26 protein-coding genes, 5 tRNA genes, 1 riboswitch and 1 other annotated feature are annotated in these 23934 nt (G+C 30.0%); of the genes, 27 read left to right on the top strand and 4 right to left on the bottom strand.

Annotated elements, in window-relative coordinates; translation table 11 throughout:
• The first annotated feature begins 88 nt into the window (after positions 1-88).
• The 11 genes from JK634_RS16760 (at position 89) to JK634_RS16710 (ending at position 9118) form a co-directional block, all read left to right on the top strand.
• Complete coding sequence (locus JK634_RS16760; RefSeq protein ID WP_202768873.1) at positions 89-958, top strand: Cof-type HAD-IIB family hydrolase; 870 nt, start codon at positions 89-91, stop codon at positions 956-958.
• A gap of 89 nt (positions 959-1047) precedes the next feature.
• Positions 1048-1287: an SHOCT domain-containing protein gene (locus JK634_RS16755; RefSeq protein WP_202768872.1), complete on the top strand. Its 240-nt coding sequence runs from the start codon at positions 1048-1050 to the stop codon at positions 1285-1287.
• Between the two features lie 156 nt (positions 1288-1443).
• Positions 1444-2316 (top strand): SDR family oxidoreductase, encoded by an 873-nt coding sequence (locus JK634_RS16750; RefSeq protein WP_202768871.1) that lies wholly within the window; start codon positions 1444-1446, stop codon positions 2314-2316.
• 82 nt (positions 2317-2398) lie between these two features.
• On the top strand, positions 2399-2668 hold the full coding sequence (locus tag JK634_RS16745) for a hypothetical protein (RefSeq protein WP_202768870.1): 270 nt from the start codon (positions 2399-2401) through the stop codon (positions 2666-2668).
• A gap of 142 nt (positions 2669-2810) precedes the next feature.
• Entirely contained in the window at positions 2811-2999 is a 189-nt protein-coding gene (locus JK634_RS16740; RefSeq protein WP_202768869.1) for an EscE/YscE/SsaE family type III secretion system needle protein co-chaperone, read from the top strand.
• 206 nt (positions 3000-3205) lie between these two features.
• The gene (locus JK634_RS16735; RefSeq protein WP_202768868.1) at positions 3206-4186 is read left to right on the top strand and encodes an ABC transporter substrate-binding protein; all 981 of its coding nucleotides are present in this window, start codon (positions 3206-3208) and stop codon (positions 4184-4186) included.
• Positions 4161-4913 (top strand): ABC transporter permease, encoded by a 753-nt coding sequence (locus tag JK634_RS16730; RefSeq protein WP_202768867.1) that lies wholly within the window; start codon positions 4161-4163, stop codon positions 4911-4913. The genes JK634_RS16735 and JK634_RS16730 overlap by 26 nt, the downstream gene beginning before the upstream one ends.
• Positions 4913-5587, top strand: a complete 675-nt coding sequence (locus JK634_RS16725; RefSeq protein WP_202768866.1) for an ABC transporter ATP-binding protein — start codon at positions 4913-4915, stop codon at positions 5585-5587. Before JK634_RS16730 ends, JK634_RS16725 begins: the two co-directional genes overlap by 1 nt.
• 36 nt (positions 5588-5623) lie before the next feature.
• Positions 5624-6190 (top strand): 5-formyltetrahydrofolate cyclo-ligase, encoded by a 567-nt coding sequence (locus tag JK634_RS16720; protein ID WP_202768865.1) that lies wholly within the window; start codon positions 5624-5626, stop codon positions 6188-6190.
• A 91-nt stretch (positions 6191-6281) separates the two neighbouring features.
• Positions 6282-6416: riboswitch (SAM riboswitch) on the top strand.
• A 157-nt stretch (positions 6417-6573) separates the two neighbouring features.
• On the top strand, positions 6574-7851 hold the full coding sequence (locus JK634_RS16715) for an O-acetylhomoserine aminocarboxypropyltransferase/cysteine synthase family protein (protein ID WP_202768864.1): 1278 nt from the start codon (positions 6574-6576) through the stop codon (positions 7849-7851).
• 55 nt (positions 7852-7906) lie between these two features.
• Complete coding sequence (locus JK634_RS16710) at positions 7907-9118, top strand: homoserine dehydrogenase (protein ID WP_202768863.1); 1212 nt, start codon at positions 7907-7909, stop codon at positions 9116-9118.
• Between the two features lie 43 nt (positions 9119-9161).
• On the opposite strand, the gene thrS is transcribed toward JK634_RS16710, so the two are convergent.
• Positions 9162-11099 (bottom strand): threonine--tRNA ligase, encoded by a 1938-nt coding sequence (thrS, locus tag JK634_RS16705; protein WP_202768862.1) that lies wholly within the window; start codon positions 11097-11099, stop codon positions 9162-9164.
• Between the two features lie 59 nt (positions 11100-11158).
• Positions 11159-11364 (bottom strand) — a binding site (T-box leader).
• A gap of 141 nt (positions 11365-11505) precedes the next feature.
• Between thrS and JK634_RS16700 the strand changes: the two genes are divergently transcribed.
• Positions 11506-12282: a hypothetical protein gene (locus JK634_RS16700; protein ID WP_202768861.1), complete on the top strand. Its 777-nt coding sequence runs from the start codon at positions 11506-11508 to the stop codon at positions 12280-12282.
• 55 nt (positions 12283-12337) lie between these two features.
• On the opposite strand, the gene JK634_RS16695 is transcribed toward JK634_RS16700, so the two are convergent.
• Positions 12338-12601 (bottom strand): hypothetical protein, encoded by a 264-nt coding sequence (locus JK634_RS16695; protein WP_202768860.1) that lies wholly within the window; start codon positions 12599-12601, stop codon positions 12338-12340.
• Between the two features lie 491 nt (positions 12602-13092).
• Here JK634_RS16695 and JK634_RS16690 point away from each other — a divergent pair.
• A tRNA-Leu gene (locus JK634_RS16690) sits at positions 13093-13176 on the top strand.
• A gap of 7 nt (positions 13177-13183) precedes the next feature.
• Positions 13184-13258, top strand: a tRNA-Gly gene (locus JK634_RS16685).
• Positions 13259-13330: 72 nt separating this feature from the next.
• On the opposite strand, the gene JK634_RS16680 is transcribed toward JK634_RS16685, so the two are convergent.
• A complete protein-coding gene (locus JK634_RS16680) occupies positions 13331-13738 on the bottom strand; it encodes an HNH endonuclease (protein ID WP_202768859.1) in 408 nt (135 codons plus the stop codon).
• A gap of 174 nt (positions 13739-13912) precedes the next feature.
• Here JK634_RS16680 and JK634_RS16675 point away from each other — a divergent pair, with 174 nt between their 5' ends.
• The 12 genes from JK634_RS16675 (at position 13913) to JK634_RS16620 (ending at position 21990) form a co-directional block, all read left to right on the top strand.
• Entirely contained in the window at positions 13913-14599 is a 687-nt protein-coding gene (locus tag JK634_RS16675; RefSeq protein WP_202768858.1) for a hypothetical protein, read from the top strand.
• A gap of 102 nt (positions 14600-14701) precedes the next feature.
• Positions 14702-14776 (top strand) — tRNA-Gln (locus JK634_RS16670).
• An 88-nt stretch (positions 14777-14864) separates the two neighbouring features.
• A tRNA-Gly gene (locus tag JK634_RS16665) sits at positions 14865-14938 on the top strand.
• Positions 14939-14944: 6 nt separating this feature from the next.
• Positions 14945-15020: transfer RNA gene (locus JK634_RS16660), tRNA-Lys, on the top strand.
• A 143-nt stretch (positions 15021-15163) separates the two neighbouring features.
• Positions 15164-15901, top strand: coding sequence for a MurR/RpiR family transcriptional regulator (locus JK634_RS16655; protein WP_202768857.1), 738 nt, complete (start codon positions 15164-15166; stop codon positions 15899-15901).
• Positions 15902-16039: 138 nt separating this feature from the next.
• Positions 16040-17476 carry a glycoside hydrolase family 1 protein gene (locus JK634_RS16650; protein ID WP_202768856.1) on the top strand — a complete coding sequence of 479 codons (1437 nt, stop codon included), beginning with the start codon at positions 16040-16042 and terminating at the stop codon, positions 17474-17476.
• A 27-nt stretch (positions 17477-17503) separates the two neighbouring features.
• Positions 17504-17803 carry a PTS sugar transporter subunit IIB gene (locus JK634_RS16645; protein ID WP_202768855.1) on the top strand — a complete coding sequence of 100 codons (300 nt, stop codon included), beginning with the start codon at positions 17504-17506 and terminating at the stop codon, positions 17801-17803.
• Between the two features lie 86 nt (positions 17804-17889).
• Positions 17890-19206 carry a PTS sugar transporter subunit IIC gene (locus tag JK634_RS16640; protein WP_243425638.1) on the top strand — a complete coding sequence of 439 codons (1317 nt, stop codon included), beginning with the start codon at positions 17890-17892 and terminating at the stop codon, positions 19204-19206.
• Between the two features lie 32 nt (positions 19207-19238).
• Positions 19239-20129 (top strand): ROK family protein, encoded by an 891-nt coding sequence (locus JK634_RS16635; RefSeq protein ID WP_202768853.1) that lies wholly within the window; start codon positions 19239-19241, stop codon positions 20127-20129.
• 21 nt (positions 20130-20150) lie between these two features.
• Positions 20151-20468 (top strand): PTS sugar transporter subunit IIA, encoded by a 318-nt coding sequence (locus JK634_RS16630; protein ID WP_202768852.1) that lies wholly within the window; start codon positions 20151-20153, stop codon positions 20466-20468.
• 174 nt (positions 20469-20642) lie between these two features.
• Positions 20643-21626, top strand: coding sequence for a sensor histidine kinase (locus JK634_RS16625; protein WP_202768851.1), 984 nt, complete (start codon positions 20643-20645; stop codon positions 21624-21626).
• The gene (locus tag JK634_RS16620) at positions 21607-21990 is read left to right on the top strand and encodes a response regulator (protein ID WP_202768850.1); all 384 of its coding nucleotides are present in this window, start codon (positions 21607-21609) and stop codon (positions 21988-21990) included. The genes JK634_RS16625 and JK634_RS16620 overlap by 20 nt, the downstream gene beginning before the upstream one ends.
• A gap of 41 nt (positions 21991-22031) precedes the next feature.
• Here the strand turns inward: JK634_RS16620 and JK634_RS16615 are convergent, their stop codons facing one another.
• Complete coding sequence (locus JK634_RS16615; protein WP_202768849.1) at positions 22032-22931, bottom strand: polysaccharide deacetylase family protein; 900 nt, start codon at positions 22929-22931, stop codon at positions 22032-22034.
• Positions 22932-23120: 189 nt separating this feature from the next.
• Between JK634_RS16615 and JK634_RS16610 the strand changes: the two genes are divergently transcribed.
• Positions 23121-23843, top strand: coding sequence for a DUF3298 and DUF4163 domain-containing protein (locus JK634_RS16610; protein ID WP_202768848.1), 723 nt, complete (start codon positions 23121-23123; stop codon positions 23841-23843).
• Positions 23844-23934 lie beyond the last annotated feature (91 nt).

The following is a 23934-nucleotide window of genomic DNA, read 5'->3' as shown; positions in this document are numbered from 1 at the left end:
TTTTACTTTTTTTTCATATTAAGAAAATCAAAAAAGTAATTTTAATTTATAATTGTCATATACTTAGTTGGTGAAGAGGAGATTTGAGATGTATAAATTAATATTAACAGATATGGATGGAACTTTTCTTAATTCAGAACATGAATTATCAGAAGAAAACATAAAGGCAGTAAAACGTGCACAAGAAAAAGGTGTTTTGTTTGGAATAGTTTCAGGAAGACCTTACAAGCTTATCAAGCCATTCGTGCAAGAACATAATTTTAATTGCTATGCGGTAGCATTAAATGGAGCTCAGATATATAATGAAGAATTTGATATAATCAGTGAAAATTATATTGATAATGACAGTGTATATGAAGCAATAAAAATTTATGAAGAGGAAGACATATTATACCAAATATATACTAGTAATGAAACATTATGTAAACCTCTAGGGAATCACGAAAAAGAATTTATAAATCTAGCAGAGGAATATTCTAGTGATAAGGAGGAAATAGCTAAAATAGTAGAAGATATGAAAAAACATACTTATGGTAATAGTCTTATTGTAGAAGATATAATAGACTACATAAAAGTTAATAACTTGAAGGTATGCAAAATGGAAGTAAAGTCTTCTAGTGCAGAAAAACTAGCTATAATTAAGGATAAGATTGGTAAAATAGAAGATATAAGCATCACCTCATCATATAAAAACAATTTAGAATTTGTGCATAAAAGTGTGGACAAGGGGTCAGCACTAGAACAATTAGGAGAAAAGCTTGGTGTCAATCCTAAAGAAATTATTGCAATAGGAGATAATTTAAATGATTTAGGAATGATAAAAGCTGCAGGGTTAGGAGTAGCAATGGGAAATGCTATAGATGAGCTAAAAGAACAAGCTAATTTTGTAACAGTATCAAATGATGAACATGGAGTTGCACAAGTTATCGATAAATTTATATTAAATAGTATAAAATAAGGGAGTACTTATAAGATAATAATTCATAATATTTTCATATCGGTTTATTATAATTATATAAACAATAAATATAAAGGACGGTGAAAATAATGGGGCGATATGATGGAAGAATTATAATGGGTGGATTCCATATGGGATGGATTTTCATGATAATATGTTTGATACTTATTGCATTGGCTATTTATTTTGTTATTAGAGTGCTTAATAAGAATAATTTTATAAAAGATACAGAGGAGAGTTCTCTTAATATACTTAAGGAAAGATTAGCTAAAGGTGAAATATCGGAGGAAGAATATCTTAGAAAGGCAGAACTTATAAGAAAAAAATAAAATAAGTATGAGTAATTGAGTAGGTTTTAGATAAAGATAATTTTATCTAAAACCTATTTTTATTTTCAAAATAGTATTGAAAAAAAAGAAAATTCGTAATAAAATAATATTAAACAATAACAAACAATAATAAATGATAATAAATGGAGGGATACAATGGAAAAGATTTTATTAACTGGAGGAACAGGATTCTTTGCAAGTAGATTTGCTGAAAGGTTTAAAGATCAATACAATATTTTATCTCCAGATATAGAGGAATTAGATATAACAGATGAAAAGAAGGTATTTGAATTATTTAAAAAAGAAAGACCAAGTTATGTAATACATGCTGCAGCTATTGCAGTTACAGATTTTTGCAATAAACATCCTGAAAAAGCTCATAAGATAAATGTTGAAGGAGCTATAAATGTAGGAAAGGCATGTAAAGAAGTTGGGGCAAAATTAGTATTTATAAGTTCAGAGCAAGTATTTAATGGAAATCCGGAAGAGGGTCCATATAATGAAGAGCACAAGGCAATTCCTGATACTGTATATGGACAAAATAAGCTTGAAGCTGAAGAATTACTGAAAGAAATTTTAGATGAATTATGGGTTGTAAGGTTTACTTGGCTTATGGGAATGCCAGATAAAAAAAGAAATATGGCTTCTAATATAATTTGGGAAACAGTAACAAGCTTATTAAAGGGTGAAAAAATATATGCTTCCACAAGAGAATTCAGAGGTATGACTTATGTTGATGAAATGCTAGAAAATGTTAATAAGTTATTTAAGATTCCTTATGGTACTTACCATTTGGGAAGTGAAAACAATCTAAGCAGATATGAAGTAGTTAAGCATATACTAAAGGAAATGGGTTTAGAAAATAGAATAGATGAAGTATTAGTAGAAGAGGTAGAAAAGTATAAAGATGCACCAAGGGACGTTAGATTAGATACAAGCAAAGCAAAAGAACATGGATTAGTTTTTTCAACTACTATTGAGGGGATAAATCAATGTTTAAAAGACTATAGTCTTATTCTAAAAAAATAATTTTTAAAACTCGTATTTACTTCTAATTTGCTATGATATAATAATCTTGATGAAGATTATGTCTATTAGATGGGGGTAAAACATGGGTAAAAAAAATAGAACCAAGAAAGAACGTGCTAATTCAGAAGTAATAAAAGAAGAGAAAGCTGATAAATCAAAAACTAAAGCGCCAGCTCTTCTATGGATATGTTTAGGAATTATTGTATACTACGGTGGAAAAGAGATGAATAAAGAATCTTTATCTGTTGCAGCAGGAATAGGAATATTACTAATAGCAATAGGAGTAATAAAAGCTGCTATATACTTTATTAAAAGGGTAAGAAATTCCAATGGAAAATTAGCAGGTAAATAGTAGTGCTGTATAAGGTGTGAAGAAATTTCACACCTTCATTTTATATAATAATAACTAATTATTGCATAGTATTATTAACCTTTGTTTGAGAATAATAATATTGTATTTACAACATAATTATATTTTAACGGAGGGATAAAAAATGAAAAATGCAAAAGAACACATTCAATCTTCTTTAAAAGACTTACAAAATGCTAGAACTTGTTTACAAGATGCATTACAAAGCGTAGAAAAACCAGAGAATAGAACAAAAATACAAGATACATTTAATGCAGTTGATGGAGCTTTAACTAAAGCTCAAGATACAATAAATACATATAAAGAATCATAAGCGTAGATTTAGAAGAGCATCTCAAAAAGTGAGAATGCTCTTTTAATTTATAATAATTAAATCAATATGGTAAAGTAAAGATTCTCTGTGTACAAGTTACTTAATTACCAGTATATTTCATAAAAGTATGATATAATGAACTTGATATAAAAATTACAACTTTATATAAATTAGGATTATCTTTTTTATTTTTAGGAGGACACAGGATGAAAAAAGCTATTTTTATTGCATTAAGTGTATTAGTTGCTACAACAACTTTTGTAGCTTGTGGAAAAAAGGATAAGACAAATAAAGAGCAAGTCACTTTAAAGGTGGTAGTTCCAGATGGAATTCCAGCTTTATCTATGAGTAAGCTTTTAAAGGAAACAAAGACTCTTGATAAAAATGTTAATATTCAATTTACTATAGAAAAAACAACAGATAGTTTAACTTCAAAAATATTATCTGAAGATGCGGATATTGCGATAGTACCATCTAATTTGGCAGCCCAGGCTTATAACAAAAAGCTGGGCTATAAAATTGCAGCAGGTGGAACCTGGGGGTCATTCTTTGCAATTACAGATGAAAATATTAATAATATTTCAGACTTAAGAGGCAAGGAATTAACAACAATAGGTAAAGGGCTTACTCCAGATATAGTATTAAGGTATATCTTGAAGGAAAAAGGACTCAATGCAGATAGTGATGTTAAATTTAATTATCTTAACGGTTCTACAGAACTTGCTCCAAATTTTTTAACAGGAAAAGTTAAAACAGCTGTAGTACCAGAACCAATGCTCACAACAATATTAAAGAAAAAATCAGACACTAAAATATTGCTTGATTTAAATGAAGAGTGGAAAAAATTAAATTCCTCAGAAAATGGGTATCCTCAAAGTTCCTTAATAGTAAAAAATCAAGTAGCAAAGGATAATAAAACTTCAGTTGATAAATTTATTGATTTATATAAAGAAAGCTGTGAGTGGGTTAATACTAATCCAAAGGAATTAGGAGATTATGTTGAGGAACTAGGAATCGGTGTTAAGAAGGAAGACTTATCTCAAGCATTAAAAAGAGCAAATATTAAATTTGCAGATGTAGAGACTTTAAAGAAAGATTATGATATTTATTTTAAGGTGCTAATGGAAAATGCACCAAAGACAATAGGAGAAAAAATACCAGATGATAATGCATATTATAAAGAATAAAAAATATATGCTAATTGGAACTGCGTTACTAATATTAGTATGGTGGATTGTTAGCAATATATTAAGCAATCCAATTATATTACCTTCTCCAAGGGAAACTCTAGATTCATTAGAGATTATAGTTAGTGATAAGTCATTTATTTATACATTAATGGCAACATTACAAAGGTGCATATTGGGATTTGTAATTTCTTTAATTTTTGCTTCGATTGTAGGAATAATTGCAGCTTTAAATAAGAAAATACTTGAGATATTACAGCCTACCATGGCACTTTTAGAGACTGTCCCTACTATGGCAATAATTGTACTTGCTCTAATTTGGCTTACAAACGAAAAGGCACCTATTTTACTTGCTTCAATCGTTGTATTTCCAGTTATTTATGAAGCAGTTATTCAAGGAATTGTTGATATAGATAAGAGCGTAATTTCTATGACAAAGGTGTACAAGGTAGGAATAACAGATAGTATTAGATATATTTATATTCCAAGTATGGCTAAAAGCGTTTTTGGGGTACTTTCATCCGTGATAGGATTATGTTTAAAAATGGTTATAGGTGGGGAAGTGCTAGGACAACCTAACTATGGAGTTGGGACAAGTATTCAAATGGAAAAAATGCAGTTAAATACTGCAGGTGTTTTTAGTTGGATAGTAATTTTAGTTGTTTTTGTTTTATTTATAGAATCTATAATTAAACTAATGACTAAAAGATGGAGGACTTTTGATTAATGGTTGATTTTTATTTGGAAAACGTAATAAAAGAATTTGGCAATTTACGAGTCTTAGATGATATTTCTATGAAGTTTCAAGAAGGAAAGATTACATGTATATTAGGACCATCTGGCTGTGGAAAAAGTACGTTGTTAAATATGATTTCTGGGATAGATAAGGATTACCAGGGAAATGTAGCTGGCTTTGATGAAAAGGAAATGAGTTTCGTTTTTCAAGAGGATAGATTAATACCTTGGCTTAAAACTAAGGATAATATAGAAATTGTTCTTAAAAAGAAGTATAAAATAGAAGAGCGAAAAGAATTAATTTATAAGTATACTTCCATGATGGGCATAGATAAATATTTAAATTTCTATCCTAAAGAGTTAAGTGGGGGAATGAAACAAAGAGTTAGTCTAGCAAGGGCACTATCATATGGTGGAGAAATAATTATTATGGATGAGCCATTTAAAGCCCTAGATGTTAAGAATAAAAATAAACTTATAAGAGATTTTAAAACCATCCAAAATGAAGAAAAAAAGACTGTGATTTTTGTAACTCATGACATAGATGAATGCTTAGAACTTGGAGATGAAATTTATATATTAACTGATAAGCCAACTAAAATTAAAAGAAAAGTGAATAGTAACATATCTAAAAAAGAAATACTAGAAATAGTTGAAAAGGACTAATTAAACATGTAATAGCATAAAGATGAGGATTGAATTATGGAGAAAAAACTAATTAGAGAAAATATAATTAAAAAAAGAGATTTACTTGATGCAGACACAAAAAAAATATACGACATTAAAATTAAAGAATTTTTAGTGAATTTTAATTTATATAATTTATCAAACAGTGTTTTTATTTTTGTGGGTTTTGGAAACGAAGTTGATACAATGAATTTAATCAAGGATGCTTTAGAAAAAAATAAAAGAGTTTATGTTCCTAAGATCGATAATAAAAATAAAGAAATGAAAGTAATTAGAATAAAATCTATAGGTGAACTAAAACCTGGATTTTGGGGAATATTAGAACCTGAATCTAATGAGGAACTTGATGAAGAGTTAGATTTAATAATAATGCCAGGGGTAGCATTTACAAGAAGTGGAGAAAGGGTAGGCTATGGTGGAGGATATTATGATAAGTTTTTAGAAAAAGCTAATCCAAAGATTCCTAAAGTAGTACTTGCATTTTCACTTCAAGTCTTAGAAGAATTACCACAAGAAAGCTTTGATATTAAGGTGAATTATATTATTACAGAGAATGAAATAATTGATTGTAAAACTCTATAAATATTTAATATAGAAATGCAATATTTTTCAAAAAAATAGTTGCATTTTATTTTTTTACCATTATAATATAATTAATTAAATAATCGATGGTCTTTTATCAAGAATGGTGGAGGGACTGGCCCTATGAAACCTAGCAACAGCTAACATTCATTAAGTTAGAATTGTGCTAAATCCTGCAGGTACAGAAATTTTTTAGTTGATTTCTGTTTTTCCTGATAGATAAGAGAAAGAGTAATTTTGCGTATTTAACTATGCTCTATTAGCTATTTCTACTTATCTTATAGTAGAAATAGCTTTTTTATTATAAGATAAGCAGCAGTAACGATGATAGTTGTTTATGTTTGGTAAGAGGCCACCTGATAATAAAAAGGGGGCTTTTTTTAATGAGTAAAAATTTTAGTTTGGGAACAATTGCAGTACAAGGAGGGTATAAGCCGAATCCAGGTGAACCAAGAGTTTTACCAATATTTCAAAGTACTAGCTATCAACAAGGAGATCCTGATCATGTTGCAAAATTATTTGGGTTAGAAGCTGAAGGACATCTTTATACTAGAATAAGTAATCCAACTATAGCTGCCTATGAAGAAAAGTATGCGGCACTACAAGGAGGAGTTGCAGCAGTAGCAACCTCATCGGGCCAAGCAGCTATATTTTATGCAATAGCCAATATAGCCAAAGCAGGAGACCATATTATATCAACATCAGCTCTTTATGGGGGAACATTTAATTTATTCAATATTAACTTAAGAAAATTCGGTATTGAAGTCACATTTGTAGATCCTGAAGCAAGTGAAGAGGAAATACTAGCCTTAGCAAAAGAGAATACAAAAGCTATATATGGAGAAATAATAGGAAATCCAGGTTTGAATATATTAGATTTAGATAAGTTTTCTAGAGTAGCTAAAAAAATAGGGGTACCATTAATTGTAGATAATACAGTACCATCACCATATTTGTGCAATCCTTTTGAATTTGGAGCTAATGTAGTTGTTCACTCTACAACTAAATATTCAGATGGTCATGCTGTTGCAGTTGGGGGAATTATAGTAGATGGAGGAAATTTTGATTGGGCAAATGGAAAGTTTCCAGAATTCACAGAACCTGATTCAAGTTATCATGGAATAAAATATATTGAAGCTTTTGGAAAGGCTGCATATGCAGTTAAGGCAAGAGTGACTTTATTAAGAGATTTAGGGGCAGCACCTAGTCCATTCAATGCATTTTTAACTAATTTAGGACTAGAAACTCTACATCTAAGAATGGAAAGACATTCCTTAAATGCGCTAAAGTTAGCAGAATTTTTAGGAGCTCATCCGAAAGTTGCTTGGGTTAACTATCCATACTTAGAGGGAAACTCCCAATATGAAAGAGCTCAAAAGTACCTTAAGGGTGGAGCGAGTGGAGTACTTACATTTGGTATTAAAGGAGGATTAGAAGAAGGGAAGAAGCTTATCAAAAATTTAGAAATTGCAACACTAGTTGTTAATTTAGGAGATGCAAGAACTTATATTTTACACCCTGCAAGTACAACTCATGCTCAGCTTTCAGAGGAGGAGCAAAAGGCAAGTGGAGTAAGCCCAGATCTATTAAGAATCTCTGTTGGTATTGAAGACACTGAGGATTTAATAAGAGATTTCGAGCAGGCTTTAAATTCACTATAATTTCTATAAAAATGAACATTTTATATAAGTAATTGTACGGAGGGGCTATATTATAATGGTTAGGATATCTTTATTAGGATATGGAGTGGTAGGAACAGGATTAATTGAATTATTAGAAAAGAATAAAGATAAATTAGAGAATATAGAAGTAGTATCTATTTTGGTAAGAAACCTTGAGAAGCATGAAAATAAAAAATTTAGTGAGATTCTAACAACAGATACAGAAGAATTTTTTAGCAAAGAAACTGATATAGTTGTTGAGGTGATGGGTGGAATAAATCCAGCATATGAATTTGTAAAAAGAGCTTTAAGCTTAGGGCGAAATGTTGTAACTGCAAATAAGGATTTAATAGCTGAGTATGGGGGAAAGCTAATTGACATTGCAAGAAGAAAAGATGTAAATCTAAAATTCGAAGCTTCAGTAGGCGGAGGTATCCCATTACTTAAGCCTTTGCTTGAATCTTTGGAAGGAAATGAAATAAAAAGCATAACAGGTATATTAAATGGAACTACAAATTTTATATTAACTAAAATGAGCAGAGAAAATCTATGCTATAGTAAAGCATTAAGAGAGGCTCAAAAACAAGGATTTGCAGAAGCTAATCCAGAGTCAGATGTTATGGGATATGATGCAGCTAGAAAATTAGCAATATTATCAACCTTAGCCTACAAGAAAAAGATATCTTGGAAAGATATAAATACCAAAGGTATAACTGAATTAGAAAGACAGGACTTTATATATGCTAAGGAACTTGGATATCAGATAAAGTTAATTGCAGTAAGTAAAAAAGTTAGAAATGAAGTATACGCATCAGTAGAACCTGCACTAATTGATGGTGATAGTTTATTCTCACAAATAAATGATGAAGTAAATGGAGTTATTTTTCATGGTGATGCAGTTGGGGATGTAAGCTTTACTGGAAAAGGTGCAGGAATGTTACCTACTGCGTCAGCTGTATATAGTGATATTTTAGATATAATAAAGGGAAGAGGGGAACTCCCTACTAAATATGAGGAAGAAGTGATTATAAAGGAAACGACTTATGACAAATCTTCACTACTTATAAGAATGAAAACTAATGATAAGAGAAGTGCCATAAAGGCTGTTAGGGAGAAGTTTAATAAAGCTCAATTAGTTGGTGAAAGAAAAGATGAAATCGCATTTTACTTAGAAATAGAAAGTGAAGTAGAAATTATTAAGCTATTAAATACATTAATTAAAGAAGGAAAAATAAATTCATATACTAGACTTCCCAAAGTATCATAGAAAAAAAGAAGAGACACATGTCTCTTCTTTTCTTATAATTGAATTAAATACTCTTTTCATCTACTTCTTTAATTATTCTAGCCTTGAATTCTTCTAAAGAAATAGCTCCCTCTTCTCCATTTTTTCTACTTCTAACAGAAACTTCTTTATTAGCTTCTTCTTTTTCTCCAACGATTAGGATATATGGAACTCTTTCAAGTCTAGCTTCTCTTATTTTATAACCTATTTTTTCAGCTCTATAATCAGCCTCAACTCTTATACCTTTATCTCTTAAGTTTTTAGCAACTTCATCAGCATAATCGTTATATTTATCAGAAATAGGAAGTATCTTAGCTTGAACTGGAGATAACCAAGTTGGTAGAGCGCCAGCATATTTTTCTATTAACATAGCTAAAGTTCTTTCATAACAACCTATTGAACTTCTGTGAATTATAAATGGAAGTTTTTTGTTACCATCTTTATCTACATAAGTCATTCCAAATCTTTCTGCAAGAGCAAAATCAATTTGAACAGTTATGATAGTGTCTTCTTTACCATGAACGTTTTTGAATTGAATATCAAGCTTTGGTCCATAGAAAGCAGCTTCATCATCAGCCTCAGTGTAGTCTATTTGAAGATGATTAAGAATCTCTCTCATTATATTTTGAGTTTCTTCCCAGGCAGTTGGATTATCAATATATTTTTCTTTGTTGTTTGGATCCCACTTAGAAAATCTATAAGTGATATCATCTTGGATACCTAAAGTAGTCATAACATATTTTATTAAATCTACAACACCTTTAAATTCTTCTTCTAATTGATCAGGTCTAACTACTAAGTGACCATCAGCTAAAGTGAATTGTCTTACTCTTATTAAACCGTGCATTTCACCAGAAGCTTCATTTCTAAATAGAGTAGAAGTTTCGGCATATCTAATAGGAAGATCTCTATAGCTATGCTGTTCAGCATTATAGATAGTATATTGGAAAGGACAAGTCATTGGTCTTAAAGCGAAGACTTCATCATCCTTTTCTTCATCTCCAAGAACAAACATACCATCTTTATAATGATCCCAGTGTCCTGAAACTCTATAAAGGTCGCTTTTAGCCATAAGTGGAGTTTTTGTTAATACATAACCTCTTTTTTCTTCTTCATCTTCAATCCATCTTTGAAGAATTTGAACAATTTTAGCTCCTTTAGGCATTAATAGTGGAAGTCCTTGACCAACTCTCTCATTAGTAGTGAATAATCCAAGTTCTCTGCCGAGTTTATTATGGTCCCTTCTCTTAGCTTCTTCAAGTGCTTCAAGGTGAGCATCTAAATCAGACTTTTTAGTGAAAGATGTTCCATATACTCTAGAAAGCATCTTATTTTTTTCATCACCTCTCCAGTAAGCGCCAGCAGATCTAAGGATTTTTATTGCCTTTATTGTCTTAGTAGACATTAAATGAGGACCTGCACATAAATCTATAAATTCACCTTGCTTATAGAAAGAAATTATAGAATCTTCTGGTAGATCATTTATTAATTCTACCTTATATGGTTCATTTTTCTCTTCCATTAATTTTAAAGCTTCTGCTCTAGGAAGTTCGAATCTCTCTATTTGCAAATCTTCTTTTGCTATTTTGCTCATTTCTTTTTCAATTTTATCTAAATCATCTTGAGAAAAATTATTTTCTTTATCAAAATCATAATAGAATCCATTTTCAATTGAAGGACCAATAGCAAGTTTAACATTAGGATATAATCTTTTAACTGCTTGTGCTAATATATGTGATGTTGTGTGTCTGAAAGCAGCCTTTCCTTCTTGAGAATCAAATGTGCAAATAGAAAGCTCGCAATCTGAATTAATTTCATGACGTAGGTCAACAACATTTCCATTGACGATTCCACAACATGCAACTCTTGCTAAACCTTCACTGATAGATTTTGCAATTTCGTAAACTGAAAGACCCTCTTGAAATTCTTTTAAGGATCCATCTTTTAGTGTAATCTTAACCATAATAAGATCTCCTTTCAAAATTTGTATAAAAATAAAAAAACTCCCATCCCTAAATAAATAAAAGGGACGAGAGTATAATTCCCGTGGTTCCACCCAAATTGCTAAAAAAATAGCCACTTTAGAATAATCGTAACGTGATCTTACGGACTTTATTAGAGTCACTCAGAGGTGGTCTTCAGCTAAAGTCAATTTAAAAATACTCACACCAATTGTATTTTCTCTCTGAAAATATTATAAAGCTTACTCTTCTCTTCAACGTGTTAATTAATTGTTTTTTATCATTATAATTATAAAAATTATATATGTCAATAGAAGGGAGACGTAAAACAATTTTAGAAATTATAAAAATGTACTCTTTTGTCTAAGTACTCATATAATAGAACATAGAATGCTTGGAGGATACTAAATGCTCTTTTTAAGATGGTTAATGGCGATAACGATATCAGCATTATTCTTTGCTCTTCTTGTGTATTATAGGCGTACAGTTTTATTAGAATTGCCAGAGTTTAAAAAAAACTATAGTTATGAAGAATTAGAGGAAAAGTATAAGAATGGGTATCTTATATTTAAAATTCTTATGATAGTGTTAATAGTAATAAATAGCTTTATAGTATTTATCAGTTTTAAAATGGTTAGCAGTAAGTTATTTTCATCAGCGGATATTATTTATAGTATAAGGATAGAATATTGGATTTTGCCAGCTATTGTAGTTTCTGTACCTTTGTCTGTTATTTTAGCTAAAAAAATCTTTAAAGCTATTTTATTAGAAGATTATGAAGAGTTGGTAATTTATATTTTTGCTCGTAAAGGCTGTCTATCCATAAAGAGTATGATTTTGAAAAACATATATAAAAATGTTGTATATAAAATAGTATGTAGATTTTTAATTTGCATATTTTTCATATACGTTCTATTTGGATTTTCTTATTTTTCGGAATTTGGAAGTGATAGAATACAGTTAAATGAATACAATACATTAATACAGAAGAATTATGAGTATGATGATATAGCATATATAATTGAAAAATTCGCTTGGGATGGTCACAGGTTTGTAATTGTGTTTAAAGATGGTGAGAAATGGAGTAGTAAGAATATTCTTTATAACATAACATCTCAAGATGATTATAGATACATGAAAAAGATAGAGGAGAGAAGTGGAGTTAAATCAATTGAATTAAAATAACTAGTAATATAAAGCTTGTAAATTACTAGTTATTTTAATTATACATGTTGAAATCTTAATTATCTATGGTCCAAATAGGATTATAGATATCTTTTTCATCGATAACAGATAACTGAGTATCCCAATACTTAATTCCAAGTTCTTTTTGATAAATGCTTAAAAAACCAGAAAAACCTACATTGCTAGCTGAGGAAGTAGGAGAAAAAGGTGTACCGGTAATTTGTTCAAGTAAATTTATTGTTGAGAAAAATGTATAATTTTTCTTTACTTCCTTTAATGCTAGTTTTGCTTCAGCTAATAATAGTTCGTCTAAATTCATTTTTACCTCCTGTTAAATTTTTACCATATATAATATATTATTTAATACCTAAATTGATGAACAAAAATTAATTTTTTTAGAAAAAAATTAGCAATAAAAAGAAAAGATTTTTGGCGAAATATTAAGTAAATATATCAAAACATAAAAAAAGAATAAAAATCACATAAAAAACACAATAATAATTGACGATTTAAAGAGAAAAATGTAAAATAATAATAGGCGAAAGATAAATAAAATGAAATACAAAAGTAAAAGCAAACTAAAGATTATAAAATAATAAACAAATGAAAAATATATGTATTTGCATATAAAGTTTTAGAGATACAAAAGAAAAGTATTGAATAATAGAGTTAAGATAACTTTATTTTAGTTGAATAGAAGAGGGGCGTACGTGCCCCTCTTTTATTTTGATGTAAAATATTATTAATGTTGCTATAAAGTGAAAAATATATTGATTTTATATAAAATAGTTGTATAATATTATATGTGATGCAGGTGTGGCGGAATTGGCAGACGCACTAGACTTAGGATCTAGCGCCTACGGCGTGGGGGTTCGACTCCCTTCACCTGCACCAAATATATGCGGAAGTGACTCAATGGTAGAGTGTCACCTTGCCAAGGTGAAAGTTGCGGGTTCGAATCCCGTCTTCCGCTCCAAAAAAAGAACAGCATTTAAGCTGTTCTTTTTTTTATATTTAAATTATATTTACAGATTAATTACTATTATAATTACCATGATAGTTTTAATACTAAATGTTCTAATTTTAAATCTTCTAACATCTCATAAGTGTAAAAGTAATCACCCATTAAACAAAAAATTATATCATCTTTTTGATAACCTTCTTTATAGAGTTTCATTTTTTTAGTTAATCTTTTAAGTGAGTTATTAGTTATATTTAATATAGAGTAAAGCTCCTGAGTAGTATAATATCTTTTATGAAGTAAAGTTAATAATTTACTTTGGAGTTCTAACTTATATTTTAAATCTATTTCGGGACATTTATGAGGTCCATTCTTGCCGCGATGATGTTCTTGACATAGATATTTATAATTTAGCGGGAAATCTAGTCCGCCTTGACTTCTGTGAATAATGTGATGAATATCAGCTTTTTTACCACAAATCTCACAATAATACAATAATGTTATTCCTCCTTAAAATAATGTATTTTATAATATTATTATATGATAATAATTATAAAAGTTCAATTATATGAGGAATCCAATTTATTGAAGGAAAATTTAAGATTAACTTGATATAAGGTAAAAAATACTGTATAATTAAGATGTAAATAAATGTAAGAAGAGGGTGGTATGATGAGGCAAGCTTACAATTCAAGTGATTACTGGAAAGAACAAATAACACGAAGTAAAACACTTAGGGGGCGCATGTTCTTAGAAGAGCCAATCACAAATAAGACAGTATATCTTCATAGTTTGATATTTTGCAAAAACACTGGTATAGAAAATCTATGGATGCCAATACCTTCAATTAAGTTTTTGGTAGGTTATATTGAATATTCCTTTTTACAAGAGGCTTTTTATAAATGGGCATTTTGTGGAAAAGGAAATGATAAGCCTTCAATAGATATATCTAATAGGTACACTGAGGAGATAATAACGCTAGCTATTAAAAATAACAAAATATCAAAAACAGAAGCGAGCAATATGAAAAGACATTTGTCCATGGTGAAAAAGTGCTGGGACCTTTCCAATGAAGAAATTCTTACAGAGTTAAAGAAATTTACTAGAGATTTTAATAAGACCTGGTTAGGAGATAATACAGAGTTTTTGTACTTGAAAATTTTCTCGAATCCTAAAGAGTTGGCCGATTTTGTAATCGATACCACAAATATGACAAGCATAGGGGAAAAGTTTGAGAAGGAGTTAGGTGTAGATCAAGAAGGGTTTAGGAAGATATGCTTAATGGCTTCAAAAGACTCAGAATGTGAAAAGAAATTGAAAAATATACTTTCAAGAAAGCTTACAGAAATTTTATAATAGCAATAGCCAATAGTATTGACAATATAAACCACAATTAATATAATGAGATTTGTAAGTGCGTCTAATACTTCTTTAATAAGTAAGAGACGCACTGATTTTTGGGGTATCGCCAAGCGGTAAGGCAACGGACTCTGACTCCGTTATTCGTAGGTTCGAATCCTACTACCCCAGCCAAGTAACTTTTATTTAATCTACATATTAATTTTGTATAGATGTTGACAAGTCATAATGTATATTATATAATGATTCTTGTGTTCAAAATGCGGGTGTAGCTCAATGGTAGAGCCCTAGCCTTCCAAGCTAGTTACGTGAGTTCGATTCTCATCACCCGCTCCATAATATGCACCATTAGCTCAGTTGGTAGAGCACCTGACTCTTAATCAGGGTGTCCCCGGTTCGAACCCGTGATGGTGCACCAAAAAGATCTCGAAATTAAATTCGAGGTCTTTTTTTTGTTATATAAAAAAACAAAAAAAACAAATATTTGTGGATTAAATATAATATATGTTAAAATTGATATATGAAGACATTTTTCTAAGTAGAAGTGGAGAGTGAAACGATATGTTTAGTCCAGAAGAAATACAAAGTTTAAATGAATTAGAGTTTTTGCTATATAATTATGTAGTTAAAAATTCTGAAAAAGTAATATATATGAGAATAAGGGATTTAGCAAAGGAGGTACATGTATCCACCACTACAATATTAAGATTTTGCAAAAAAATGGATTGTAATGGATTTTCTGAATTTAAAGTTAAATTAAAAATGTTTTTAGAAGAACAAGAAAAACAAATCTTAAACGACGATAAAACCGTTTTTTTGGAATTTTTAAATAGAGCATCATCAAAGGACTTTGATGAACTTATGAATAAAGCGTGTAGCATAATACATGATTCGGCAGAAGTGCTATTTATTGGCATAGGAAATTCAGGTGGTATAGCAGCTTATGGAGCTCATTACTTTTCCTCATTAAATAAATTATCATCTTCTATATCAGATCCATTTTATCCTGTAACAGGAGAAGTAAAGGAGAAAAGCTTGGCTATAGTATTATCAGTTTCAGGAGAAACTCCAACTATAATTAGTCATGCGTCAAGGCTAAAAAGCAACAATTGGAAGATTATAAGTATTACAAATAGTAAGAACTCAACCCTAGCTCAAATGTCTGATGTAACAATAACTTATTATGCACAATATCAAACTTATAAATATTATGATATAACTACACAATTGCCAGTAATGTATATTATTGAAACCTTGGCAAAGCGAGTATTTAACTTAGCTCAAAATGAGAAGAAATAGAATTCTAAAAGAATAAAAACAGCTTGTTTTTTTTACGTAACAAGTTACAAGAAGCAATATACGTTTTTTAGTGCCCCGAAACTATTTACAGAGTTTATGGAAACGAATACTATAGTTTATGAGGGGAGGCGATATAGCATGATATACAGAAAGCTTGATGAATTTCAACAAGGTTTCCTATGGGGATCGGCATCCGCAGCTTATCAAGTAGAAGGAGCATGGAATGAAGATGGTAAAGGCCCATCAGTTTGGGACAAATACGTTAGAATTCCCGGAACAACTTATAAAAACACAAATGGAGATGTAGCTGTTGATCATTATCACAGATACAAAGAAGATGTGGCTTTAATGGCTGAAATGGGCCTGAAAGCGTATAGGTTTTCAATCGCTTGGAGTCGTATCTATCCAGAAGGAAATGGACAAGTTAATGAAAAGGGTTTAGAGTTTTATGATAACTTAATTAATGAATTAATAGCTCATAAAATAGAACCAATAATTACAATATATCATTGGGATGTACCACAAGGGTTACAAGATCAATATGGTGGCTGGGAGTCAAGAAGAATAATTGATGACTTCAATGAATATTGTATAACATTATATAAAAGATTTGGAGACAGAGTTAAATACTGGGTAACACTAAATGAACAAAATGTATTTATAACTCATGGATATGAAAGAGAATTACACCCACCAAAGGTTAGGGATAGAAAAAGAATGTATCAGGCCAATCATAATGCTAGTTTAGCTAGTGCTAAAGCAATAGCTTCATTTAGAAAATACGTTCCAGATGGTAAAATTGGTCCAAGTTTTGCTTTTTCACCAATTTATCCACATAGTCCAAAACCAGAAGATGTATTAGCAGCAGAAAATGCTGAAGAACTTACAAATTATTGGTGGCTAGATGTATATGTTTGGGGGGAATACCCTAAGATAGCGTGGAAACTTCTAGAAAAAGAAGGTGTAGCACCAACTATTGAACCAGGTGATATAGAAATACTTAAAGCTGGAAAACCAGACTTTATGGGAATAAACTACTATAGAACAACTACAGTAGAAGTAAATCCACTAGATGGAGTTGGAGATGTTCAAATGAACAACTCAGGTAAAAAAGGAACTACAGCAGATAGTGGAATACCAGGGGCATTTAAGACAAAGAGAAATGAATTCCTTGAAGCAACCAATTGGGATTGGGAAATAGATCCTCAAGGGTTAAGAGTAGGAATGAGAAGAATCTCTAATAGATACAAATTACCTATGCTAATAACAGAAAATGGATTAGGTGAATTTGATAAATTAGAAGAAAACGATGTAATAAACGATGACTATAGAATAGAATACTTAAAAAAGCATATTGAAGCTTGCCAAGGTGCCATTACAGATGGCGTTGAACTAATTGGTTACTGTACTTGGTCATTTACAGATCTATTAAGCTGGCTTAACGGATATCAAAAACGTTATGGTTTTGTGTATGTTGATAGAGATGAAAATGATGAAAAGGAATTAAGAAGAATTAAGAAAAAGAGTTTTGAATGGTACAGTAATGTTATCAAATCAAATGGGCAGCAATTATAATTAACATATTTGAAAGGGGTCCTTTATATGAAAAAGATTTTACTTGTATGCGCAGCAGGTATGTCCACAAGTCTACTAGTTAATAAAATGTTAGACGCTGCAAAAGAAAAGGGGGTGGAAATAGAGATAACAGCATTGCCAGTTTCAGAAGCTAGCAAACTTGTAGATCAAGTTGATATGGTTCTTCTTGGACCACAAGTTCGTTTCCAAAAACCTCAAGTTGATGCTTTAGTTAAGGGAAGAATTCCTGTTGAAGTAATCGACATGAGATTATATGGAACAATGAATGGAAAAGCTGTTTTAGAAAATGCATTAACAAAAATCTAAAAATTAAATCTTAAAAGATTAAAAAATGGGTAAAAATTAATTTGGGTAAAAATTAATTTAATCAAAAACTGATGGAGGGGATTAATTTGAATAAACTAGAAGCAGTAATGGAAAGATTATTAGTTCCAATTGCTACTAAACTTAATGCTCAAAGACACGTAGTTGCAATACGTGACGCATTTATTTTAACATTTCCAATAACAATGGCAGGTTCAATGATAGTATTAATTAATAATGCTATATTAGCACCAGACGGATTTATAGCTAAAATACTTCATTTAGGGGATATTTTTCCTAACTTATCAGCATCTCAAGCTGTATTAGCACCAGTATTAAATGGTTCTACTAATATTCTTGCAGTTATGGTAGTTTTCCTTATAGGTAGAAACCTTGCTTTAAATATGAAGGGTGATGATTTATTAGCAGGTTTAACTTCAGTATCAGTATACTTTATACTTTATCCAAACACTGTAAACATCGAAGGTGTTGGATATCTTAAAACTCAATACCTAGGACCACAAGGATTATTCGTTGCTTTAGTAGTAGGTCTTTTAGTTGGTGAATTTGTAACTAGACTTTCTATGACAGATAAGTTAAAGATAACTTTACCACCAGAAGTACCACCAGCAGTATCAAGAGCTTTCGCAATATTAATTCCAATAATGATTGTTACTATGGGATTCTCAGTAATTAACTATGTAATTACTAGAGCATATCCAGATGGAATTAACGCATTAATTTATAAAGTTTTACAACAACCATTAACAGCTTTAAGTAATAACGTTGGTTCAATATTAGCATTCTCAATAGTATCTAACTTCTTATGGATTTTAGGTATTCATGGACCAAATACTGTTGCAGCAATCAGAGAACCATTATTTGCAGAAGCAGGCCAAGCAAACTTAAAATGGGTTAACGAACATGGAACAGCTTGGGGTGCACCATATCATGCAACATGGGCAGTTAACGATGCATTTGCTAACTACGGTGGATCAGGATGTACTTTAGGATTAATAATAGCAGTATTCATTTTCTCTAAGAGAGAAGATTACAAAGATATTATCAAACTTTCTGTTGCACCAGGATTATTCAACATCAACGAACCAATCATATTTGGTTTACCAGTTGTATTAAATCCATTATTAGTAATACCATTCGTATTAGCACCAGTTATAAATGTACTAATTGGTTATGCAGCTATTCAAGCTGGAATTATACCACCGATTGCTTATCAAGTTCCTTGGACTACTCCAGGACCATTAATAGCATTCTTAGGAACAGGCGGAAACTATGTAGCATTAGCAATAGGTTTATTATGCTTATTAGCAGCAACAGTTGTTTATACTCCATTCGTTATTGCAGCTAATAAAACTCTTGAAAGAGAGAACGAAGCTCAAGCTTAATAACTATTAGATAGCTTCAGGAGGAGATACCATTGAAAAATTATTTGTGCTTTGATATAGGTGGAACCGATCTAAAGTATGGTTTACTTACTGAAGAAGGGGAAATCTTAGAAAAAGGTAAAACTCCTACTGATAGATTTAATGGTAAGGCAATATTAGATAATATTATAAGAATTTATAATGAATTTAAGAATATACAAATATCAGGGATTGCGTTAAGCATCCCTGGTTTTGTTAATTGCTTTACTGGGTATATTGAAGTGGGAGGAGCTATTCCAGACTTTAATGATTTTAATATAAAGGAATATTTAGAAAAGGAATTGAACATTCCTGTTTCTGGTGAGAATGATGTAAATTGCGTGGCTTTAGCAGAAAAATGGAAGGGTAGCGCAAAAGATGATGATAATTTCCTATGTATGACAATTGGTACAGGTATAGGTGGAGCATGCTTCTTAAATGGGGATCTTTATAGAGGTGCTACATATATGGCTGGAGAATTTGGTTATATGATCACTCATGGAATAAACAATAATATTCCTTCAGAGTGTACATTAAGTAGATCAGGTGCAATACTAAGCCTTAGAGAAGAATATGCAAAGGCTAAAAAACTTCCATTAGAAAAAGTGACAGGAATAGATGTATTTAACGCTATGGAAAATGGAGATCCTATTGCTAAACTGGAAATAAATAAATTTTATGATCATTTAGCAGTTGGAATTCATAATTTATATTACGTTTTAAATCCAGACAAGATATTGATAGGTGGAGCAGTAAGTCAAAGAGAAGATTTAATTAATGAATTAAGTTGGAGAGTTACTGGACTAAGTGATCTTGGACATAGAATTAAAGTAGAAGCTTGTTTACTAAAAAATGACGCAGGATTAATCGGAGCATTATATCATCATTTAAAAGTTATAAAATAATTAGGAAAAGAGGTAATAAATATGGATCCAATGGAATTAATTGCATTTAATATTATAAGTAATGTTGGTATGGCTAAGTCATTAGCTGTTGAGGCATTAAGAGAAGTTAGAGGTGGAAATAAAGAATTAGCTGCTGAAAAATTAAAAGAAGCAGATGGATACATGGTTGAAGCTCATCACTCTCATGCTGAATTAATACAAAAAGAAGCATCAGGTGAAAAAGTAGAGTTTTCTCTTATATTAATGCATGCAGAAGACCAAATGCTAAGTGCAGAGACTATTAAAGAATTAGTTAAAGAAATGATTGAAATGTACAATGATTTAAAGGAAAATAAATAAAATAACATACTTAGCACAAAAAATCCAACCTTAGGTTGGATTTTTTTTACTCTTTAAGAATTTATAATATTTTAAAGTTCAGGATAACTTTTAAGTTTTAAACTACTATTACGATAAATATAGTAGGGTATATAATAATATATAAACAAAAGTAAGGATAATAGGATGGTATATATGATGCTATTAGATGCTTTAAATATAAAAATTAATAATGGATTAAATACACTAATTACACTTTTGATGTGTGTATTTATAGTTTCTATTATGTTATATTTATTAAAAGGGATAAGAAGATTACAAAGAGAAAATGAAAAGTTAATAAAAGAGATAAATTTATTACATGAAAAGTACTTATATGAAGAGGAAAAATACAAAAAATTAGATAATATTAAAAATGATTTTCTATCCTTAATATCTCACGAATTGAGAACTCCTCTTACATCTATACTAGGATTTACAAAGATTATAAGAAAAAAGTTTTTAAAATTTATAGTTCCAGAATTAGAAAAAAATGAATTTTTAGATGAAAAAATTTATTATAATAAAGAACTAATAAAAGTTAATCTAGATATTATTATTACGGAAGCAGAGAGACTTTCTTCTATGATAGAAAATATTCTAGATATTACAAAAATTGAGTCGGGAAATGAAATGCTAAGAAGAGAGTCCTTAGTTATAGGACAAACAATAGTAAAAGGGATATTAGCTACCTACTCCCTAGCACAAGAAAAAGAAATAGAAGTAGAAGAGGACATAGAAGTAGGAATTCAAAATGTCTGGGGAGATGAAGAAAAAATATTGCAAATAATTATTAATCTTATAAGTAATAGTCTTAAGTTCACACCAATAGGTGGGAAAATTAATGTGAAGGCAAAACAGCTTAATGATGAATTTATAGAGGTTAGTGTAATTGATAATGGGGTTGGAATTGATGAAAAATATTTAGGTGTTATATTTGAGAAATTTAAACAAGTTGAAAATGGAGATGGAAATAAACCCAAGGGCACTGGCTTAGGGCTATATATAAGTAGAAATCTTGTAGAACTTCAAGGGGGAACTATTGGAGTTACTAGCCAAGAAGGAAAAGGAAGTCGTTTCTATTTTACTTTACCCATATATAAAGGAGATGCATTAGGAAATGAAAGTATTAGTAGCTGATGATGAGCTTCCTATTAGAATGCTAATGGAACAAACATTGGAGGATATAGAAGGAATTGATTTACTTTTTGCCAGTAATGGAGAAGAAGCTTTACATGCAATTTCAGAAGAAAATCCAGAGATTGTTTTTCTTGACGTGATGATGCCAGAATTTGATGGATATGAAGTTTTAGAGATTATACACACACATAAAGAGTATGATAACATGAGAGTAATATTACTTACGGCAAAAGGTTCTGAAATGGATATAAGAAGAGCTGAAATGTATAATATAGATTTATATATAACTAAACCTTTCGATCCTGATTTTATTTTGGATAAAACAACAAAAATAATACAAGAAATTAAAAGAGATAATCAATAAGAGGATAAAAAGATAGGAATCTTTTTATCCTCTTATATTTTTTATTTTAATAATGATACAAATTTATTCATGTCATATTTGCCAAGAACTGCAACTCTATCAATATTTTCTGGATTATCATTTAAATCTGCTGTTCCTCCACCTAGATTAAAGGATAAAGAGTATCCAGCATCTTTTGCAGCTTTCTTTGTATCTTGATTATATTTACCGAATGGATAACAAAAAGTGTTAATTGGCTTACCAATAATTTTTTCTAAATCAGCTTTAGAGTCTTTTGCTATTTTTAGCTGTTCAGCATAACTAAGTTTGTCAAGTTCTTGATGGTTTGTAGTATGAGAACCAATATCAATACCATTCTGAGACATTTCAACTAATTGAGCAGAGGTCATATAATAACCATTGTCTCCTACCCCAGATGTTATTATAAAAATAGTTGCGTTCATACCTAGTTCTTTTAAAATAGGATATGCTATTTGATAATTGTTAAGATAACCGTCATCAATAGTGATTAAAACTGATTTTTCAGGAACAGGTTTTTTATTTAATATATAATCACTAAATTCATCAATAGTTAATGTAAAATAGCCATTATTTTTTAAGTATTCTAGTTGTTCTTTAAACTTTGCAGCAGTTACGAATAAGTCTGACTTATCATCACCAAAAGCATGATAGCATAAAACAGGAATATCCTTAGGAATAACTAATTTTTTTCCTTCAAATCGATCTTTTTTTACAGGTTCTTCTTTTGTAGGTTCCTCTTTTGCTGGAGAAGTTGTTGTGGTATCGATAGTTGTTTTAGCAGTTGTATTAACGTTATCCGAAAGAGTTGCCGTAGAAGATTTTTTGGAATTATTTGAATTTACGAATCCATAAACACATAATGCAACATCAATTATTAATAACACAATAATAACTTTTAAAATGTTTCGCTTGTTTTTCATTGTGAATCCCCCTTAGTTTTACATAATTATATTATAGCAAGGAAAGCATATTAAATAAAGTTTATAAAGATATTAATAGTTATTCACAAAAACTGTGGATTATATGTGTATAAGTTGTTAATTAGTATGTTAATAATAGACAAATAGAAACAAATAATATGTTAATAATATTTTTGAGGAGGTAGAAAAATGAAGAAAATAGGAGTGATTAGCATAATTTGTCTGTTTATGTTAAGTTGTATTAAAGTGAGTGCTGTGGAAAAAGCTGTGGATAATTCTCCGGGATGTCAGGTTGTTAAGTTTAGAGAGGAACTTAAAAAAATAGATGAAGAGATGATAAAAGGGGAATTAAAGTATCCATATTTAGTAGATGAGAAAAATGAATTTATTAGTAGCATTAATAGTGATTTGAGTAATGATATTGAAGTGTGGATATCAGATTTAAAAGATTTATCTGTAAAATATAAAGAAGATATGAAAAAAAACAATTTATCTGAGATTAGGCCATTTGAGGTTGCAAGCAATTATAAAATCACATTAAACAGATGTCCATATTTAAGTTATTATATAGATTTTTATCAGTATACTGGGGGAGCACATGGAATTACTACAAGAAAAACTTATAATTTTAATATAAAAGATAAGAAATCAATTAAATTAAAAGATTTGTTTATAGAAGGATATGATTACAAGAAAGTTATAAATAATGAAATAACCAAACAGATACAAAAAGATAAGGATAACTTCTTTGAAGAAGGAAAGGCATTTAAGGGAATAAGTGATGATCAAAGGTTTACAATAGGACAAAAAGGAATTGAAGTATATTTTCAGTTATATGATATTGCACCATATGTGTATGGAATACCTGCGTTTAATATTCCTTATGAACTTTTAAAAGATGGATTAAAATAAAAAAGAAAGTCATGGGTTTCTATGACTTTTTTACTTTTTATACCACTTATTGTAAGAATTCAAGTATAATAAAAACAAGAGCATAATTATG

It is taken from the genome of Clostridium paridis (assembly GCF_016765615.1).
In the GTDB taxonomy this organism is placed as follows: Bacteria; Bacillota; Clostridia; order Clostridiales; family Clostridiaceae; genus Clostridium_T; species Clostridium_T paridis.
Note: the sequence above shows the minus strand (reverse complement) of the source record. Positions and strands in the feature narration are given on the sequence as shown.

Bases quoted from the DNA above. Each gene is read 5' to 3' on its own strand.
- thrS (WP_202768862.1), bottom strand. From the start codon at position 11,099: ATGGTTAAGATTACACTAAAAGATGGATCCTTAAAAGAATTTCAAGAG.
- JK634_RS16735 (WP_202768868.1), top strand. From the start codon at position 3,206: ATGAAAAAAGCTATTTTTATTGCATTAAGTGTATTAGTTGCTACAACA.
- JK634_RS16745 (WP_202768870.1), top strand. From the start codon at position 2,399: ATGGGTAAAAAAAATAGAACCAAGAAAGAACGTGCTAATTCAGAAGTA.
- JK634_RS16710 (WP_202768863.1), top strand. From the start codon at position 7,907: ATGGTTAGGATATCTTTATTAGGATATGGAGTGGTAGGAACAGGATTA.
- JK634_RS16620 (WP_202768850.1), top strand. From the start codon at position 21,607: ATGAAAGTATTAGTAGCTGATGATGAGCTTCCTATTAGAATGCTAATG.
- JK634_RS16750 (WP_202768871.1), top strand. From the start codon at position 1,444: ATGGAAAAGATTTTATTAACTGGAGGAACAGGATTCTTTGCAAGTAGA.
- JK634_RS16700 (WP_202768861.1), top strand. From the start codon at position 11,506: ATGCTCTTTTTAAGATGGTTAATGGCGATAACGATATCAGCATTATTC.
- JK634_RS16755 (WP_202768872.1), top strand. From the start codon at position 1,048: ATGGGGCGATATGATGGAAGAATTATAATGGGTGGATTCCATATGGGA.
- JK634_RS16675 (WP_202768858.1), top strand. From the start codon at position 13,913: ATGATGAGGCAAGCTTACAATTCAAGTGATTACTGGAAAGAACAAATA.
- JK634_RS16725 (WP_202768866.1), top strand. From the start codon at position 4,913: ATGGTTGATTTTTATTTGGAAAACGTAATAAAAGAATTTGGCAATTTA.
- JK634_RS16760 (WP_202768873.1), top strand. From the start codon at position 89: ATGTATAAATTAATATTAACAGATATGGATGGAACTTTTCTTAATTCA.
- JK634_RS16630 (WP_202768852.1), top strand. From the start codon at position 20,151: ATGGATCCAATGGAATTAATTGCATTTAATATTATAAGTAATGTTGGT.
- JK634_RS16720 (WP_202768865.1), top strand. From the start codon at position 5,624: ATGGAGAAAAAACTAATTAGAGAAAATATAATTAAAAAAAGAGATTTA.
- JK634_RS16610 (WP_202768848.1), top strand. From the start codon at position 23,121: ATGAAGAAAATAGGAGTGATTAGCATAATTTGTCTGTTTATGTTAAGT.
- JK634_RS16625 (WP_202768851.1), top strand. From the start codon at position 20,643: ATGATGCTATTAGATGCTTTAAATATAAAAATTAATAATGGATTAAAT.
- JK634_RS16740 (WP_202768869.1), top strand. From the start codon at position 2,811: ATGAAAAATGCAAAAGAACACATTCAATCTTCTTTAAAAGACTTACAA.
- JK634_RS16655 (WP_202768857.1), top strand. From the start codon at position 15,164: ATGTTTAGTCCAGAAGAAATACAAAGTTTAAATGAATTAGAGTTTTTG.
- JK634_RS16650 (WP_202768856.1), top strand. From the start codon at position 16,040: ATGATATACAGAAAGCTTGATGAATTTCAACAAGGTTTCCTATGGGGA.
- JK634_RS16645 (WP_202768855.1), top strand. From the start codon at position 17,504: ATGAAAAAGATTTTACTTGTATGCGCAGCAGGTATGTCCACAAGTCTA.
- JK634_RS16715 (WP_202768864.1), top strand. From the start codon at position 6,574: ATGAGTAAAAATTTTAGTTTGGGAACAATTGCAGTACAAGGAGGGTAT.
- JK634_RS16615 (WP_202768849.1), bottom strand. From the start codon at position 22,931: ATGAAAAACAAGCGAAACATTTTAAAAGTTATTATTGTGTTATTAATA.
- JK634_RS16730 (WP_202768867.1), top strand. From the start codon at position 4,161: ATGATAATGCATATTATAAAGAATAAAAAATATATGCTAATTGGAACT.
- JK634_RS16695 (WP_202768860.1), bottom strand. From the start codon at position 12,601: ATGAATTTAGACGAACTATTATTAGCTGAAGCAAAACTAGCATTAAAG.